The following is a 16,157-nucleotide window of genomic DNA, read 5'->3' as shown; positions in this document are numbered from 1 at the left end:
AAAAATGGTAATACATTTTATACTAAATAGCAAGTTAATTTTATTATTTGATAATTATTTTTAAAATATATTTAAATGTTAATGACAATGGGTAATAATAATTACTATAATTAAAATATAGGAGGATTTTATGAGTTTTAAAAGAATAAACAGCTTATGCACTACAAATAATGAGAGAAGTTTTGTTATAGTTTATAACTTTAATGCAAAAGATACTTTAATGATTAAAAACATATTAAAATTATTAGGAATAAAAGATGTTTGCACTTTAAATAAAGATAATGCAAACTCTAAAATAGAGGACATAATAAAAGGTAATATAGATGACACTTGTGTCCAAGGTATAAATCAAAGGGCTGTTATATTTAATAATATAGCACATACTAAGATAAGTGGATTTTCTGATAACTTAAGAAAATTTAAAATAAATAGACCTTTAATGGCTGTAGTTACAGAAGACAATATTTCCTGGTCATTAAATACTTTAATAAACAATTTAATTAATGAAAGAAATGCAATAAATAGTGGCAATACTTTAAATCACTAATTTATATCTGCATTTTTTCCTAAATATTATCAATATTTAGATGTTTTATTGATTATTTTGTGCTATGATTTAAGTAAGTAAACTAACTTTGATTATAAAAGAAAATATAGACCTTTGTTATTTATTTAAGTTATATATTATCTAAAAAAATAAGTAGGAGGTATCTCCTACTTATACTAATAAAAATATTTCAGTTGTTTAATTCTACTTGGGTGTCTTAACTTTCTTATGGCCTTAGCTTCGATTTGTCTAATTCTTTCTCTAGTTACACCAAAAACTTTACCTATTTCTTCTAAAGTTTTTGGGATATCATCATCAAGACCAAATCTCATTCTAAGTACCCTTTGTTCTTGTTCAGTAAGACCTGTTAATAGTTCTTCTATCTTTTCTCTTAGGTTATTTTTTTCAACCTCATGCATAACTACATCACCAAAATTAGCATCCGATGGTATAAATTCAACTAAACTACTATCTTCATCTTCTTTTATAGGTGTATCTAATGATACTACATTTTTATCCCTTTTTAGTATATCTATCACTTTTTCTACTTCTAACTCACATATTTCTGCCAATTCTTCAATTTTTGGATCTCTTTGTAATATGTTTGCAAGTTCTTGCTTTTTTCTTTTTACAAAATTTATTCTTTGATGAAGATGTACCGGTATTCTAATAGTATTTTCACAGTCATCTATGTACCTTGTTATACTTTGCTTGATCCACCAAGTAGCATAAGTACTAAATTTATATCCCTTTGTATAGTCATATTTTTCAACAGCTTTAATTAAACCAATATTTCCAGCTTGAATTAGGTCTAGCATATCTACATTTTCTTTTCTATATTTTTTTGCTATACTAACAACTAATCTGTAATTTGCATTAATAAATTTTTCCTTAGCTTCTAATGAAGAGTTAGTTATTTCCTTAGCAAGTTCTACTTCTTCACCTGCAGATAGCATTTTGTACTCCTCTATTTCCTTTAAGTACATTTTCATTGCATTTGATCCACCTGATGAGTCTGAATAAATATAATTTTCGTAAGTGTTTTCAGTTTTAGCCCCCATAATCTAACCCCTTTTGCATATAGTTCAGTAATTAATATATTAAATTACCTTTACCTAATTTTATAATATGATTACTAATATTAAAAAATTCCTTTTAAGATACTTTTATAGCACATAAAAAATTATAATTCTTTAAATAATTTAATATATAATTTTATCCATGTACTTTAAAAGAATCCTCCTTTAATTATATTTGATAAAAGACATGTTTATATCTTTTAGTCAATAGATTTATTATTCTACTATTCTCTCTTACTTACCAAATTTCCTTCTTTTTTTTATTTTTTTTTAATTTTTTTGAATATATCAAATAAATTACTAAGCTATCTAAAATGTATATATGATTTTAAATTAAGTAAAGCTTTAGTTCTTATTCAAAGTAAAGTTAAATAATTATTATAAAAAATTTATTTCAAAAAGAAAAAAAAGACTGCTTTATAGCAATCTTTTTTTCCCGAACGACTTTAATAAGTCCCCTATTAATAAATCCTTAGCGTTTGCCCCAACACTTGCGGTTTTATAGTTATTTTTTAACTATTTAATAATACCATCATTAAAAAATCTAGTCAAGCAAATATACATTCTACTTACTTAAAGAGTTTTATTTAATAAGTTTTTAGTTTTATTAGCTTAATATATTTGTAATAAAAAATCCTCTTAAGTAAGAGGATTTTTTGTACTTATATATGTATGTTTATTAGTGTTTGCAACCACAATCATCTCCACAGCCACATTCATGACCTTCTTCATGAGAACAACCGCATCCTTCGTGATTATGAGCCTCTTCATGTTTTTTAGCTATTTCTTCCATTTCAAAGAATTCTTTAACCATTTGTTCATATGTTGGAAGTGAAGCTTCTGTATCATACTCTTCTCCAGTCCAATCAGCATACATCATAGAATCTCCATTAGTTAATACTAATCTTCCTGCCATAGTCATATTGTCAACATCTTCTAAGAAATCTATTTGCTTTTGAACTACTTCACCTTCTAGTTCTATATCTTCATCCATACAAGTTACTATCATAACTGGTGCATAGTAATCTTCTTCATCTTTAACGTTAACTACTATATCTAATGTTCCTTCTGCTCCTTCTTCAAATTCAGCTAAAGGTACATCTGTATCTATCATATCATGTGGAACTAATAAATCTTCCATTAAATATTTTATAACTCTTTCTTTTACTAATTGTTTTGACATGTTAATATCTCCTTTCTTATTAAAGCTTTTATAGTAAAACTTTACCTTTTTATAGTATACCACATTTGTTTATTTTTCAATCTTTAATAGCTAAAATTTCACTTACATTATAAATTTATAATGTCTTTCCTTCAAGATTTTATCTATATTTCGACATTTTTAGATAATCATTTACATATCTTTACAGTATATTTTTTGTTATTTTGTATGTTATTATTATTCACGAGGGGATCCCCCCTAATCTAAAGGTTACAAATCAGTAACATTTTAAAAATATTCAATCAAAGAGGTGTATTATTTTATGAAATTAAATAAAAAGATAAAAACTTTATTAGCTTTAGGTGTAATAAGTGTTACAACTGCATCTTCAATGATCCCAGTTAATGCTTTATCTAAAGATACTATTAAATCTAATTGTGAGAAAAAATCTATATATGTATGTATAAATGGAGTTGACTTTAAACTTCCATTAGACGTACTATGTCCTATAAAAGCAAATGTACCTAAATTTTCATTTGATTTAAAAAATAACTCTGTAACAGCTTTAAATCCTGATAAAAATTCTGAAGCATGTAAAAAACCTTCTACTTCTAACAATAATACTAATGTAGATAATAAACCTTCTACTCCTAACAATAGTACTAATGTAGATAATAAACCTTCTACTCCTAATAATAACACTAATGTAGATAATAAACCTTCTACTCCTAGCAATAACACTAATGTAGATAATAAACCTTCTACTCCTGACAACTCAACTGCTCAAAGTGGTAATTTCTCATCTTATCAAAGAGAAATTGTAAATATAGTAAATGCTGAAAGAAGTAAAAGAGGTTTAGCTCCACTTACACTTGATAGCTCATTATCAAATGTTGCTACTAAAAAATCACAAGATATGATAAATAGAGGATATTTTGATCATAATTCACCAACTTACGGTTCTCCATTTGATATGATGAAGCAATTTGGTATAAGCTACAAAGCTGCTGGAGAAAACATCGCTATGGGACAAAAAGATCCACAAGATGTTATGAATTCATGGATGAACTCAGATGGCCACAGAAAAAATATATTAAGTCCTAACTTTACTCATATAGGTGTTGGTATTGCCAAAGCTAGTAATGGACAACTTTACTGGACACAAATGTTTATCGGAAAATAATAAATCAAATAAAAAGGTAGTCATAAAAAATGACTACCTTTTTATTTTGCTTAATTTATATACTAAATTTTTATCAAACAGAAATCATACTATTTATTAAGATTTTATTACAATCTTGTAATCCACTTTATACTAAAAATAGTTTATAGTATACTATATTGGAAATGTATTATGGTTAACTTTAAAAGTTGAAAGGAATGAAATTTATGAATAAAGGATTTAAGAATTTTAAGAAAAAGGCTATAGGTTTGTCTCTTGCACTTTGCTTAACAATAGCAAACTTAGGAGTAGCATTTGCTGATGGTTCACGTGTTGTTACACTAGGTGCTAACTTAAACCCTTCTCAAAGAGAACAAATGTTAAAATACTTTGGTGTTAATGAAAATCAGGCAGTTATAATAGAAGTTAACAACAAGGAAGAAAGAGAATACTTACAAGGAGTTGCAACTGAAGAACAATTAGGTAAAGTTACTATGTCTTGTTCTTATGTTGAGCCAACTAAAAAAGGAAATGGAATAAATGTTAAAACTGCAAACTTAACTTGGGTAACTAGTGCAATGATAGCCACTACTTTATCTACTGCAGGAATAGAAAATGCTAACGTAATAGCAGCAGCTCCATTCCCTGTATCTGGTACTGGTGCATTAACAGGTGTTATGAAGGCATTTGAGGATGCTACAGGTAAGTCACTTTCAGAAGAAAAAAAGGAATTAGCTACAGAAGAGTTAGTTACAACTGGTGATTTAGGTGATTCAATAGGTCAGGATAAAGCTACTGGTGTTATAAATGATATAAAAACAGAAATCATAAAAAATAACACTAAGGATACAGTTCAAATTGCTGATACTATAAACAATATAACTAATAACTATAATGTTAATCTATCTGATGAGCAATTTAAACAAATAGAATCTTTAATGTCAAAGATAGCTAGCCAAGACTACAATTACAATGACATGAAAGATACTTTAGAAAATGTATCTAATGTTGTTGAAAATAACTTAAAAGATCTTGGTGAAAGTATACAAAACTCTGGAATACTTGATACTATAAAAGGATGGTTTGAAGGTATTGGAGATTGGTTTGGTAATTTATTCAGTAAAGATCAAAATAAGGATCTAGGTATACTTGAAAATACTAATGACCAAATGTTAGGTGAAAATGCTACTATAAATGCTACAGATGATAAAGCTGTTAATTTACCATCTAGTGAAGAAGTTGAAGGATTCTTTGCTAAAGTATGGAACTGGCTTACAGGATTATTTACATCTGATGAAAAAGCTCCAACTAAAGAATCAACGCCAAATAATACAACAACTACAAATGATGGCAGTTCAAATGTAGAAAATACTACTAATGAAGGTAAAGATATACCAGTATCAAATGAAGAAAATAATAATTCACAAGATACTACAAATAGTGAGAATAACTCTACTGAAATGCCATCACAAAATACAAACCAAAATGATAGTTCAAACGCAGAGATACCCCCTGCACAGTAAAATTAATTAAAAAATGTCTATAAATTAAAAGGTATCAGATTAGAATCTGATACCTTTTTTGTATTATAATTTATTCTTCTATTCACTATATCTTACTCTATCTATTAATGACTCTTTGTTAAATAACTTATTTATAAATTTTCCTATAAATGAACTAAAACATTGCTATTACAGGAATTTATAAACTACATAGTACACCCCACTATTTTTCATAACTTTATATACTATATATCCAATAACAATCCCTACACTAAATGATAAAATTAGAGTAATAAATGTGTAAAATGACCCTTCTAACTTTAGCATTTTAAGTAATTATTTATCACTCATGCCTATAGCTTAAAGTATACCTATTTCTCTTTTTCTAGATATAATACTAGTTATAATAGTATTTATAATATTTGCTAAACTTATAGCTCCTATAACACTTAACTTCTTATTATAATTATTTATTTAACTTAGTCAACAATTTAGACAATTTTATGACTTTTCAGATTTTTCGCATTTCATTTATTTAGTTATATTAATTAATTAAATAAGATATTATATTAATAAAACCATTTATAAACTTTAATATTTTTAGTATATACATACTTTTTATTTATATTTTAAGCAGTTTATATGTATTATATTGTCTTTTTAAAGCAATTTTATTATAATTATCTTAAATAAGAAAGCCTTTTTTAAAATTTTATATTTTATAAATGAAAACTTTCTAAAAGTGCATGTACAAAGATTTTATCTAATCTAAACTTTAAAATGATTATAATTTCTAATGTGCTATAAAAAAGAGATAAATGTCATATAATTAAATTAAGGAGATACTATCATGGAACCGATTAATATTAAGAGACAAGAACTAGAAAACATCTATGGAAAAATCAGTCCATTTGAATTTAAAAACAAACTTTTAGAATTAGCAACTAATCCTTCTAAGAAAAGTACACGTACATTACTTGATGCGGGAAGAGGTAATCCTAACTGGATAGCACATGCTCCTCGTAACGCATTTTTCACTTTTGGGCATTTTGCTATTGAAGAAAGTAAACACACTTGGAATAATGGACCTTTATCTGGTATGCCAAGAAAAAAAGATATATCTAAAAGATTTTTTACATATCTAGATAATAACCCTAATCTTCCAGAAGTAGATTTTCTACGTAAAATGGTTGAGTTTTGCGTATACGAATTAGGATTTAATTCTGATGATTTTTTACATGAAATAACTGATGCAATAATTGGGGATAACTACCCATTTCCAGATAGAATGCTTATTCATATAGAAAAAATAGTTAAGGCTTATTTAACTAAAGAGCTTAAATACGATACTTTAAAAGGTGGAGATTTTGACATTTTTGCTGTTGAGGGTGCTACTGCTGCAATGTGTTATGTATTTGACTCATTAATAGCTAATAATCTACTTTTAAAAGGAGATAAAATAGCTATAATGACACCAGTATTTACTCCATATTTAGAAATACCTCATCTACCAAGATATGAATTTGATGTTGTATATATAAATGCAGATGAGAAAACGCCTGATGGAAAACATACATGGCAATGCACTGATAAAGAACTTGAAAAGCTTTGTGATAAAGATATAAAAGCTCTATTTGTTGTAAATCCTAGTAATCCACCATCAATGGCTATATCTCCTGAAAGTACTAGTAAAATAGTAAATATAGTTAAAAATTATAATCCTGATTTAATGATTATATCTGATGATGTTTATGGAACTTTTGTCCATGGATTTAAGTCTTTAATGTCGGAATTACCATACAATACAATAGGTGCTTATTCATATTCTAAATATTTTGGTGTAACAGGTTGGAGATTAGGTACTTTAGCACTGCATCACAACAATGTATTTGATAAACTTATAAATGAACTTCCATACTCTATAAGAAAAAGAACTAATAAAAGATATGCTGATATGAATACTAATCCAGAAAAAGTGCCATTTATAGATAGATTAGTCGCAGATAGTAGACAAGTTGCACTAAACCATACTGCTGGTCTTTCTACTCCGCAACAAGTTCAAATGGCATTTTTATCATTAGTATCTCTTATGGATAATGACGATTCATACAAAAACCTTACAATAGACATATGTAGAACTCGTAAAAAGTTATTATTTGATAGTCTTGGTATGGATTTAGAATTTGATAAAAATGATGCATCATACTATACTCAATTTGATGTATTAGATTTAGCTAAAGACTACTATGGAGAAGATTTTTCTTATTACTTAGAGATTAATTACAATCCTGTGGATATATTATTTGATTTAGCAGAGGAATCATCAATAGTTTTACTAGGTGGAGGTGGATTTGCTGGACCTAAGTGGTCTATAAGAATATCACTTGCTAATCTATTTGATGATGCCTATTCTGAAATAGGTCACTCTCTTAAAAAAGTACTAGATAACTACTTTAATGAATATAAAAAAGCCTAAAAACAAAAAGAGTAATCTTAATTTATTAAGATTACTCTTTTTATATAATTATTTATACTTCAAATACTTTATTCCATATTAACCTAACTAAAATTACTAAGCCTATTAAATAAGTTATTTTTAAAAATATGCTACTACTAAGTAAGAAATGGCCTAATGCTATTACACCAACAAACACCATGGATTTTATCATAGTTCCTATGTTTGATGCTGTATTAGTATTTTGATATTCACAAGTAAATGGCATATGCTTTTCATTTAATTTAAAAGTAATCATTGATGATAATACAGTAGCTACAAATCCTATTGCTAAATCTACTATAACTTTTGGTGATAATATTATTATAAATCCTATACTCATTAATATAAATAAAGGAAGTACTAAAAGATATATACTAGCTTTAAAAGCTGCTGTATATATATTTTTCTTATTATTTATCGGAAGTATATCATATATCCAACTAGCTTCATATTCTTTAGAAAATTTCAGAGTTGTTAATATACTTTGGCTCATAAGCACAAAAAAGTACATTAATAGATATACTGGCTCAGATCTTAGTTCTGTTAAAAAATTATTATCACTCCTAAAGCTACTAATCATCATTAAAAATGGCATAAATGCCCCCATAACTAATGATGGATATACTTTTGTTTTAAACTCTCTATCTTTTTTAAGAACATCATATACAAAGTTAAAGAATGCTCTTTCTTCTTTATCTTTACATATTAGTTTGCTAACTTTTATACTTAATTTTTCTTTAAATTTTTTATTGACATAAGTATTATCATTTAATTTTTGAAGGTTATATTCAAATCTTGGTATTAGCTTTACATATACGAATATAGATACTATAGGAACTACAATAGCTAATCCACTCATGATTATAATTAAATTATTTACATCTATATTATATAAAAGATTAAAGCTTGAACCAAACCACATAGGAGGAAGTAGTAAATTCCAAAACTTTGGTTCATATACAAATTGTAAATCTACAAAGGTAAATGCTCTTGCCACAACTTGATATCCTAGTATAAATACCAATATAAATAAAGCTTGAAAAGCATTTAAGGCATCCTTTAGCCTTTCTCCGCTAAATAACTTTAATATGACAAAATACATTATGGCAGTAACTATAATCATAAATACATTTATTAAAAATATATTTAGTATAAATAATAATATAAACTTAATACCATATCTAATACTACAAAGTATAGCTGCTATACTTATTGATAAGCTAAGTAATGTCATATATATGAATATATGTGTAAATTTAGCTGCATTTAGAGTTTTTACATCTACGCCTTTAGTTTCTAATATATCTTTATCATTTATATCAAGTATTACACTTGAAAAATCTGATACAAATACACTTAAGATCATAACCATAAAAAAACTAAAATATAAACTCATTTTTACAATAGGGTTAATATCTAGTGTTATAATAGGTGCTGATGCTAACCCAACAATTGCATATATTATTAAGCTTATATAAAAGTTATTTTTATCTTTACCTTCTTCATTGCTACTTATATTGCGTTGCCCACGTCTACCATCCATTATAAGTTTATGCTTAACTATAAGTCGCATTAAACTATAATTTACACCAGCTTTAGTATATAAATATTTAAATATATCTAGTATTTTTAAAATAAAAGAGTCTTTCATGCTACACCTCTTTTAATACTTTTATAAATTCATCAGACAAATTTGAATGTTCCTCAAATCCTGTTAGCTGGTTAAATATCTCTTCTAAAGAACCTTCAAAATTAGTATTTTTTATTTGTTCAAAGTTACCATCTGCTACAATATTTCCTTTATCTAGAAGTATTATTCTATCGCTTATTTTTTCAACAACTTCCATTATGTGAGATGAGTAAAATATAGTCTTTCCTTCTTGCTTTAATTTGTGTAGTATTTCTTTTATTAAAAGTACACTATTAGCATCAAGTCCACTTAATGGTTCATCTAAAAATAATATGTCTGGATTGTGAAGCATTGAACTTATTATAACTACCTTTTGCTTCATTCCTTTTGAAAATGATGATAGTCTAGACTCATAAGCATGTTCTATTTTAAGTATTTCCATAAGCCTTCTAGCTTTTTTATCACTCTTTTCATAACTTAGCCCATACACTTGGCCAATAAAAGTTAAGTATTCTCTAGCTGTTAAACTTTCATAGACTTTGGCTACTTCAGGAACATAACCTATTTTATTTTTATATTTATTATTAATATCTTCTATATCATTCCCAAATATATATACGCTACCGCTATATCCCTTAACTAATCCCAGTAGTATTTTTATAGTAGTACTTTTACCTGCTCCATTTGATCCTATATACCCTATAATATTTCCCCTATCTATATTTAGATTGATCCCCTTTAAAACTTCTTTTTGACCGTAATTCATCCTTAGGTCTTTTATTTCTATAACATTCATATTCTACCTCCCTGAATACGTTTTACATCTAATTATAACATAGGTATATCTATCTAACAAACTAAGTTAAACTCACGATTTTAAAAATATTTAATCTCTTAGTAAACAAAAATACTACCTAATTAGGTAGTATTTTTTATAATTTATGCTACATCTTCTATCTCACTATCAACTTTATTCTTAAGTACTATGTTAGCTACTATATGTATAGTCATTCCAACTGCTATAGCGATAACTAAGTCAAATACTATAGTTAATATAAATGTAGCTAAAAGAACTACTACATCTTTTTTAGGTAAGCTCATCATTTCTTTCATTTCTTTCCACTCACCCATATTATAAGATACTATTATTAATATCGCAGATAAAACTGTCATAGGTATCATTTTTGCAAGTGGCATTAAAACTACCATTATTAAAAGAAGAGTTATTGCATGTACCATACCTGATATAGGACTTTTCCCACCATTTTTTACATTCGCTGCTGTTCTTGCTATTGCTCCAGTTGCTGGTATCCCACCAAATAGTGCTGATGCTATGTTTCCAAGTCCTTGTGCTACAAGCTCCATATTAGAATCATGTTTGTCATTTATCATATTATCTGATACTACACAAGAAAGAAGTGATTCTATCCCAGCTAATACTGCTATAGTTATAGCTGGTTGTATTAAGGATACTATTTTATCTATACTAAAACTTGGCACACTTGGCATTGGTATGCTTGCTGATATGTTAGTATATACACTTCCTATAGTGTCTACATTTAAGCTAAAAACATTTACAACTACTGTTGAAAGTATTAATGCTATTATAGATGCTGGTACAGTTTTATTTATTTTTGGCCAGTATATCATAATTAATATACATGCTATACCCACTATGAAAGTCATCATATCAAATGTATTTATATTATGTATGTAGCTTTCTATTTTTCCTATAGCTTCTGCTGGAACATCATTTATTTTAAGACCTAGTAAATCTTTGATTTGAGTTATAAGTAAAGTTACTGCTATACCACTAGTAAATCCTACTGTAACAGTATGAGGAACATATTCTATAAGATTTCCAAATTTTAAAAGACCCATTATTACAAGAAGTATACCTGCCATAATAGTTGCTGTTATAAGACCATCCATACCGTACATTTTCACAATACCATAGACTATTACAACAAAGGCTCCTGTTGGCCCTCCAATTTGAACTTTACTTCCTCCAAGGAAAGATATGATAAATCCTGCAAATATTGCAGTAATAAGACCTTTTTCTGGTGATACACCTGAAGATATAGCAAGAGCTATTGATAATGGTAATGCTATAATTGCTACTATAAATCCTGCTACTATATCTTTTCTCACTTGCTCACCACTTAATTCATTTTGCTTAAACATTGTAAATAACTTTGGCGACATATTCTGTTTTTCCCTCCAATAAATTTCATCCTTATACATAATACTCCTACTTTACAATAAAGTCAAAAAAATTTCTTATATTTATTTTAAAAATTTTATACATCCCTATTTATTAGTTTTCAAATTATGTTTTTATAATTTTTAGTGGTATAATATGCTTATGATAATTTTGTGGAGGTGTCTATTTTGACTAAAATATTTAGACGATTATTTATATTCTTATTCATATTTTTCATATCATCTATAATGATACAGAATATAACTATTTTTATAATTCCAATAATTTGTGTTAATCTATTTGCTATATATTATTCTATAAAAGTGCCTATTAATAGAAATCATTCTAAAAAACAAGTTACTCATATAATAAATGTTGACTGTAAAGAAATTACAGATTATTCTTTTTTAGCACTTTTACTTATATTTTATATACTACCTGCATTAAATGATTTTAGATTTAGTACATTATATAACTTTTTTAATGTTTCTTTTAAGCAACAATTTATATTTTTAAGTTTGTTAACTTTTATATTAATATCTTTACTACTTTTATTTGTGTCTATACTTGAACATAATAATACTAAAAATAAAGTATTTGATGAAGGCATAATATTTAATGATGGAGTTTTACATTCTTGGGATGAACTTACTGGTTATAAGTTTGGTTATTTAGTGGCTGGTTCTAAATATGTAGATCTTACACTATACTATGGTAGTATATCTAAGACTCTTAGAATAAATAAAAAAGACCTTCACATATATGAAGATTTAATGAATAAAAAATATTTTAAAATTGCTTAAATTAATGTGTTTTTATATGAAAAGAGTACATTCATAGATTTTAATTTTAATCTATGAATGTACTCTTTTTCGTTGTTTTAAATAAGTTAGGTTATATTTAAATTTTTAAAGATATACTTCTAAATTAATATTTGCTTAATCTTTATCATGTTTTTTAGTATTTAAATTTAACTTACAGCTTATTACTAAATCATAATTTCTAAGAGTAGCATTTATATCACCATTCATTTTTTGCATTAAACTTTTGGCTATATAAAGTCCTAGACCTGTACTATCATTATTTCTTGTTTTATCTTTTTTGTAAAATCTATTAAACATGTTATCTATATCTTCACTATTAAGATTAGTATTATATTCTATAAACTTAACTATAGCAAACTCTTTTTCTTTTTTTATTATTATATCTATATCTGACTTAGAATACTTAAGACTATTAGATATTACATTTTCTATAACTCTAGTAAAAGCATTACTATCTATACTTACAATTATGTCTTTTTCTTCTACATATATATTTGGCTTTATATTTTTATTTGTAAAATCTTCATAGAAACTAGCTATTATATTATATATAATATTATTTAAATTATCCTTTTTTATATTCAATTTATAACTATCCAGTTCTATAAGTGATAGTTTAAAAAACTCATCAAGTAATATTTCAAGTCGCTTTGAACGTTCTTGAATCGTATTTATATATTCATTCTTACTTTCCTCATTTACTTTATCACTCTTTAGCATTTGAACATACCCAAGTATAGATGTTAAAGGTGTTCTCAAATCATGAGATATACTTGCTATTGACTGCTTTAAATTTTCTTCTCTTAGTTTTTTATTTATATTTGTAGCTTCTATTATATCTATTTGATTATTGATATTATAAGCCAACATTTCTAGATCTTTATCTATTAACTTTATATCTATCTTTTTATTAGTTTTATTTTCATTATAGTATTTCAGCTGTTTTGTAATGTTTCTTATTTCCTTTTTTATAGAAAATAAATAGATGAGTAATATTATAATAATTACTCCAAAGAATATTGCTATCATAATTTACTCATTCTCCTTTTCTATCATAAATTTATTTAATATCTTGTTTATTTATTAATATACATCCAAGTGTAGATGTTATTATTATAACTATTATAGCATTTAATCCTAAACTTACCATAACCTCATTACTTGGATATTTTCCACAAATATCAAGTAATCCACCATATGGAATATATTTAGTTAAATACAATACATTTTTTTCTGTCAAAAATGCTGGTAAAAGTAGGATTAATACTCCAAATCCCATAAGTTCTGATTTTATCTTCATTATACTAGCTAAAAGTACATAAAAACTTGTAGATGCGTATAATAGTAGCATATATAAAGTTAAAAACTTTGATATTTTTAAAATATCAAAATTTCCAAATTCATACATTAATCCGCCTATTAATGTATTGAGTATTATTGGAAATAAAGCTATAATACTTACCCCTATAAATGAAACTATTAACTTTGATATATATATACTCGTTCTGCTATATCCATAGTTTATCTTATGCATTATAGTTTTATCTACGTATTCATCTACAAGTATATTTCCTACAAAATATACTAAAATCATATATGTAACAGCTGTAAATCCTATTGCTGAGAATAAAAAATCTTGAGCACTTAAATTTTTTATATTGCTAAAATCATTCATAGTAAATCCATATTTTCTGTTATTTATAAAAGTTACTATTAAGCTAAGAATTTCATCTCCTTGAGGCTTAAATATGTGAAGACCTAATCCTAATAATAATGGAATTAGAGTTATTAGTAGCATTTTTATAAAAACTTTACTTTTTCTTAGCTTGTACAGTTCTGACTTAATTAAATTTTCCATTATAATCTACCTCCTATTAAGTTCATAAAGTAATCTTCTAAATCATCTCCAATAGATACAATTTCTTCAGTTATTACATTAGAACTAATAAGAGCTTTAGATACTTCTATTTGGTTATCTATATAATCATATAATTTTATAGTATTATTTTTTAATACTTTAAAATTAGTAGTTTTTAATACAGATTCTAAACAAACTACAGCTTTGTTTATATCATCTACCTTTATTCTAAGAGCCTTTTTACATTTATCATATAACTCCTTTTGGCTTATTTCTTCTATTAATTTTCCATTATTTATTATCCCATAGCAAGTTGCTACTTGATTTAACTCGCTTAATAAATGACTCGATATAATTATTGTCATATTCTTTTCTTTATTTAATTTTTTTAATAAATCTCTTATTTCAACTATTCCCTTAGGATCTAGTCCATTTACAGGTTCATCAAGTATTAAAATTTCAGGATCAGATAGTAATGCCATAGCTATTCCTAGTCTTTGTTTCATTCCTAATGAAAACTGCTTAACTTTCTTTTTGCCTGTATTTTCTAATCCTACCATCTTTAACTTTTCATTTACACAACTACTTCCTGGTATTCCTTTTTGTATTCTTAATACTTCTAAATTTTCACTAGCACTCATATCTAAATATAAAGCTGGTGTTTCTATAAGTGCTCCTAATCTTTTTCTTTCTTTATTTATTTTATTTTTCTCTACTTCTTTAAATATTTCTATATATCCTTCGCTAGGATTGACTAATCCCGTTATCATTTTCATTATAGTAGTTTTACCAGCTCCATTTTGACCGATAAATCCATATATATCCCCTCTTTTTACAGATATACTTACATTATCTACGACTAAGTTTTTCTTATATTTCTTACTTATATTGTAAGTTTTTAGTATATATTCTTTCATGGCCCCTTCTCCTTCCTTTATACCTATATATTAAGATTTAAGTTCTAATAAAGCATAAAGAAATTATTAAGAAAGTATTAATTTTTATCTATTAGCTTATATCCTATTCCCCATACAGTTTGTATGTATTCTTTATGTATTCCATATTTAGATAGTTTATTTCTAATATTACTAATATGTACTGTTATAGTATTGTCATCTCCTAAAAATTCATCTTCCCAAACACTTTCAAATAAATTAGCTTTTGTAAATACCTTATTTGGATTTTTTATAAATATATTTAAAATTTTATATTCTATATTAGTAAATTCTATTAATTTATCATTAACGGTTACTTCTCTTTGTATATTATTCATTTTTATATCTTTAAAGCTTATTACATCTTCATTTATAGTATTTTTACCTATTTTATATCGTCTTAAATTCGTTTCTATTCTAGCTAGCACCTCATCTATATCAAAAGGCTTTGTTATATAATCATCCGCTCCCATTTTTAGTATTTTTACCTTTAAATCTATCTCCTCTCTAGCAGATATAACTATTGTAGGTATATCCATTTCTTTTCTTATATAAGAAAGTACATCTTCTCCATTTTTTCCTGGTAGCATTATATCTAAAAGTACCATAGATATATTTTCATACTTTATATTTATAATAGCCTCTGTACCTGAAAAGGCAGATATTATATCATATCCATTTTGCCTTAGCATATCACATAAGAGCTTATTTATGCTTATATCATCTTCAACCACTAATATTTTTGTATTTTTCCTCAT

The 16,157-nt window shown here is 26.1% G+C and carries 14 protein-coding genes; 5 read left to right on the top strand and 9 right to left on the bottom strand.

The genetic code is table 11. The features are described 5' to 3' along the window. Positions 1-130 precede the first annotated feature (130 nt). On the top strand, positions 131-547 hold the full coding sequence (locus tag ABHC41_RS03610; protein ID WP_195238202.1) for a DUF3783 domain-containing protein: 417 nt from the start codon (positions 131-133) through the stop codon (positions 545-547). Between the two features lie 176 nt (positions 548-723). On the opposite strand, the gene ABHC41_RS03605 is transcribed toward ABHC41_RS03610, so the two are convergent. Together ABHC41_RS03605 and ABHC41_RS03600 are read right to left on the bottom strand one after the other, a co-directional pair. Next, positions 724-1,608 (bottom strand): sigma-70 family RNA polymerase sigma factor, encoded by an 885-nt coding sequence (locus tag ABHC41_RS03605; RefSeq protein ID WP_092925306.1) that lies wholly within the window; start codon positions 1,606-1,608, stop codon positions 724-726. A gap of 697 nt (positions 1,609-2,305) precedes the next feature. Then, the gene (locus tag ABHC41_RS03600; protein WP_092925304.1) at positions 2,306-2,809 is read right to left on the bottom strand and encodes a type I restriction enzyme HsdR N-terminal domain-containing protein; all 504 of its coding nucleotides are present in this window, start codon (positions 2,807-2,809) and stop codon (positions 2,306-2,308) included. Between the two features lie 301 nt (positions 2,810-3,110). Between ABHC41_RS03600 and ABHC41_RS03595 the strand changes: the two genes are divergently transcribed. The 3 genes from ABHC41_RS03595 (at position 3,111) to aspD (ending at position 7,928) form a co-directional block, all read left to right on the top strand. Continuing rightward, complete coding sequence (locus ABHC41_RS03595; RefSeq protein ID WP_271893445.1) at positions 3,111-3,971, top strand: CAP domain-containing protein; 861 nt, start codon at positions 3,111-3,113, stop codon at positions 3,969-3,971. 206 nt (positions 3,972-4,177) lie between these two features. Continuing rightward, complete coding sequence (locus ABHC41_RS03590; RefSeq protein ID WP_195238205.1) at positions 4,178-5,473, top strand: DUF1002 domain-containing protein; 1,296 nt, start codon at positions 4,178-4,180, stop codon at positions 5,471-5,473. 829 nt (positions 5,474-6,302) lie between these two features. Beyond that, positions 6,303-7,928 (top strand): aspartate 4-decarboxylase, encoded by a 1,626-nt coding sequence (aspD, locus tag ABHC41_RS03585; protein WP_195238206.1) that lies wholly within the window; start codon positions 6,303-6,305, stop codon positions 7,926-7,928. A 52-nt stretch (positions 7,929-7,980) separates the two neighbouring features. Here the strand turns inward: aspD and ABHC41_RS03580 are convergent, their stop codons facing one another. From ABHC41_RS03580 to ABHC41_RS03570, 3 genes are all read right to left on the bottom strand, one after another. Next, entirely contained in the window at positions 7,981-9,600 is a 1,620-nt protein-coding gene (locus ABHC41_RS03580; protein ID WP_271893442.1) for a hypothetical protein, read from the bottom strand. A 1-nt stretch (position 9,601) separates the two neighbouring features. Beyond that, positions 9,602-10,375, bottom strand: a complete 774-nt coding sequence (locus tag ABHC41_RS03575) for an ABC transporter ATP-binding protein (protein ID WP_092925294.1) — start codon at positions 10,373-10,375, stop codon at positions 9,602-9,604. A gap of 143 nt (positions 10,376-10,518) precedes the next feature. Further along, complete coding sequence (locus tag ABHC41_RS03570; protein WP_330383727.1) at positions 10,519-11,784, bottom strand: SulP family inorganic anion transporter; 1,266 nt, start codon at positions 11,782-11,784, stop codon at positions 10,519-10,521. 186 nt (positions 11,785-11,970) lie between these two features. Here ABHC41_RS03570 and ABHC41_RS03565 point away from each other — a divergent pair, with 186 nt between their 5' ends. Beyond that, positions 11,971-12,585, top strand: coding sequence for a hypothetical protein (locus ABHC41_RS03565; RefSeq protein ID WP_092925292.1), 615 nt, complete (start codon positions 11,971-11,973; stop codon positions 12,583-12,585). Positions 12,586-12,720: 135 nt separating this feature from the next. Here ABHC41_RS03565 and ABHC41_RS03560 read toward each other — a convergent pair whose 3' ends face one another. The 4 genes from ABHC41_RS03560 to ABHC41_RS03545 all read right to left on the bottom strand — a co-directional run bounded on the left by ABHC41_RS03560 (position 12,721) and on the right by ABHC41_RS03545 (position 16,157). Beyond that, positions 12,721-13,635: a HAMP domain-containing sensor histidine kinase gene (locus ABHC41_RS03560; protein ID WP_092925290.1), complete on the bottom strand. Its 915-nt coding sequence runs from the start codon at positions 13,633-13,635 to the stop codon at positions 12,721-12,723. A gap of 31 nt (positions 13,636-13,666) precedes the next feature. Then, positions 13,667-14,464 carry a hypothetical protein gene (locus ABHC41_RS03555; RefSeq protein ID WP_195238210.1) on the bottom strand — a complete coding sequence of 266 codons (798 nt, stop codon included), beginning with the start codon at positions 14,462-14,464 and terminating at the stop codon, positions 13,667-13,669. Next, entirely contained in the window at positions 14,464-15,381 is a 918-nt protein-coding gene (locus tag ABHC41_RS03550; protein WP_092925286.1) for an ATP-binding cassette domain-containing protein, read from the bottom strand. Before ABHC41_RS03550 ends, ABHC41_RS03555 begins: the two co-directional genes overlap by 1 nt. A 77-nt stretch (positions 15,382-15,458) precedes the next feature. Beyond that, positions 15,459-16,157 (bottom strand): response regulator transcription factor, encoded by a 699-nt coding sequence (locus tag ABHC41_RS03545; RefSeq protein WP_092925284.1) that lies wholly within the window; start codon positions 16,155-16,157, stop codon positions 15,459-15,461.

The organism is Romboutsia sp. 1001216sp1 (genome assembly GCF_039841805.1).
Lineage (GTDB): Bacteria > Bacillota > Clostridia > Peptostreptococcales > Peptostreptococcaceae > Romboutsia_C > Romboutsia_C hominis.
Note: the sequence above shows the minus strand (reverse complement) of the source record. Positions and strands in the feature narration are given on the sequence as shown.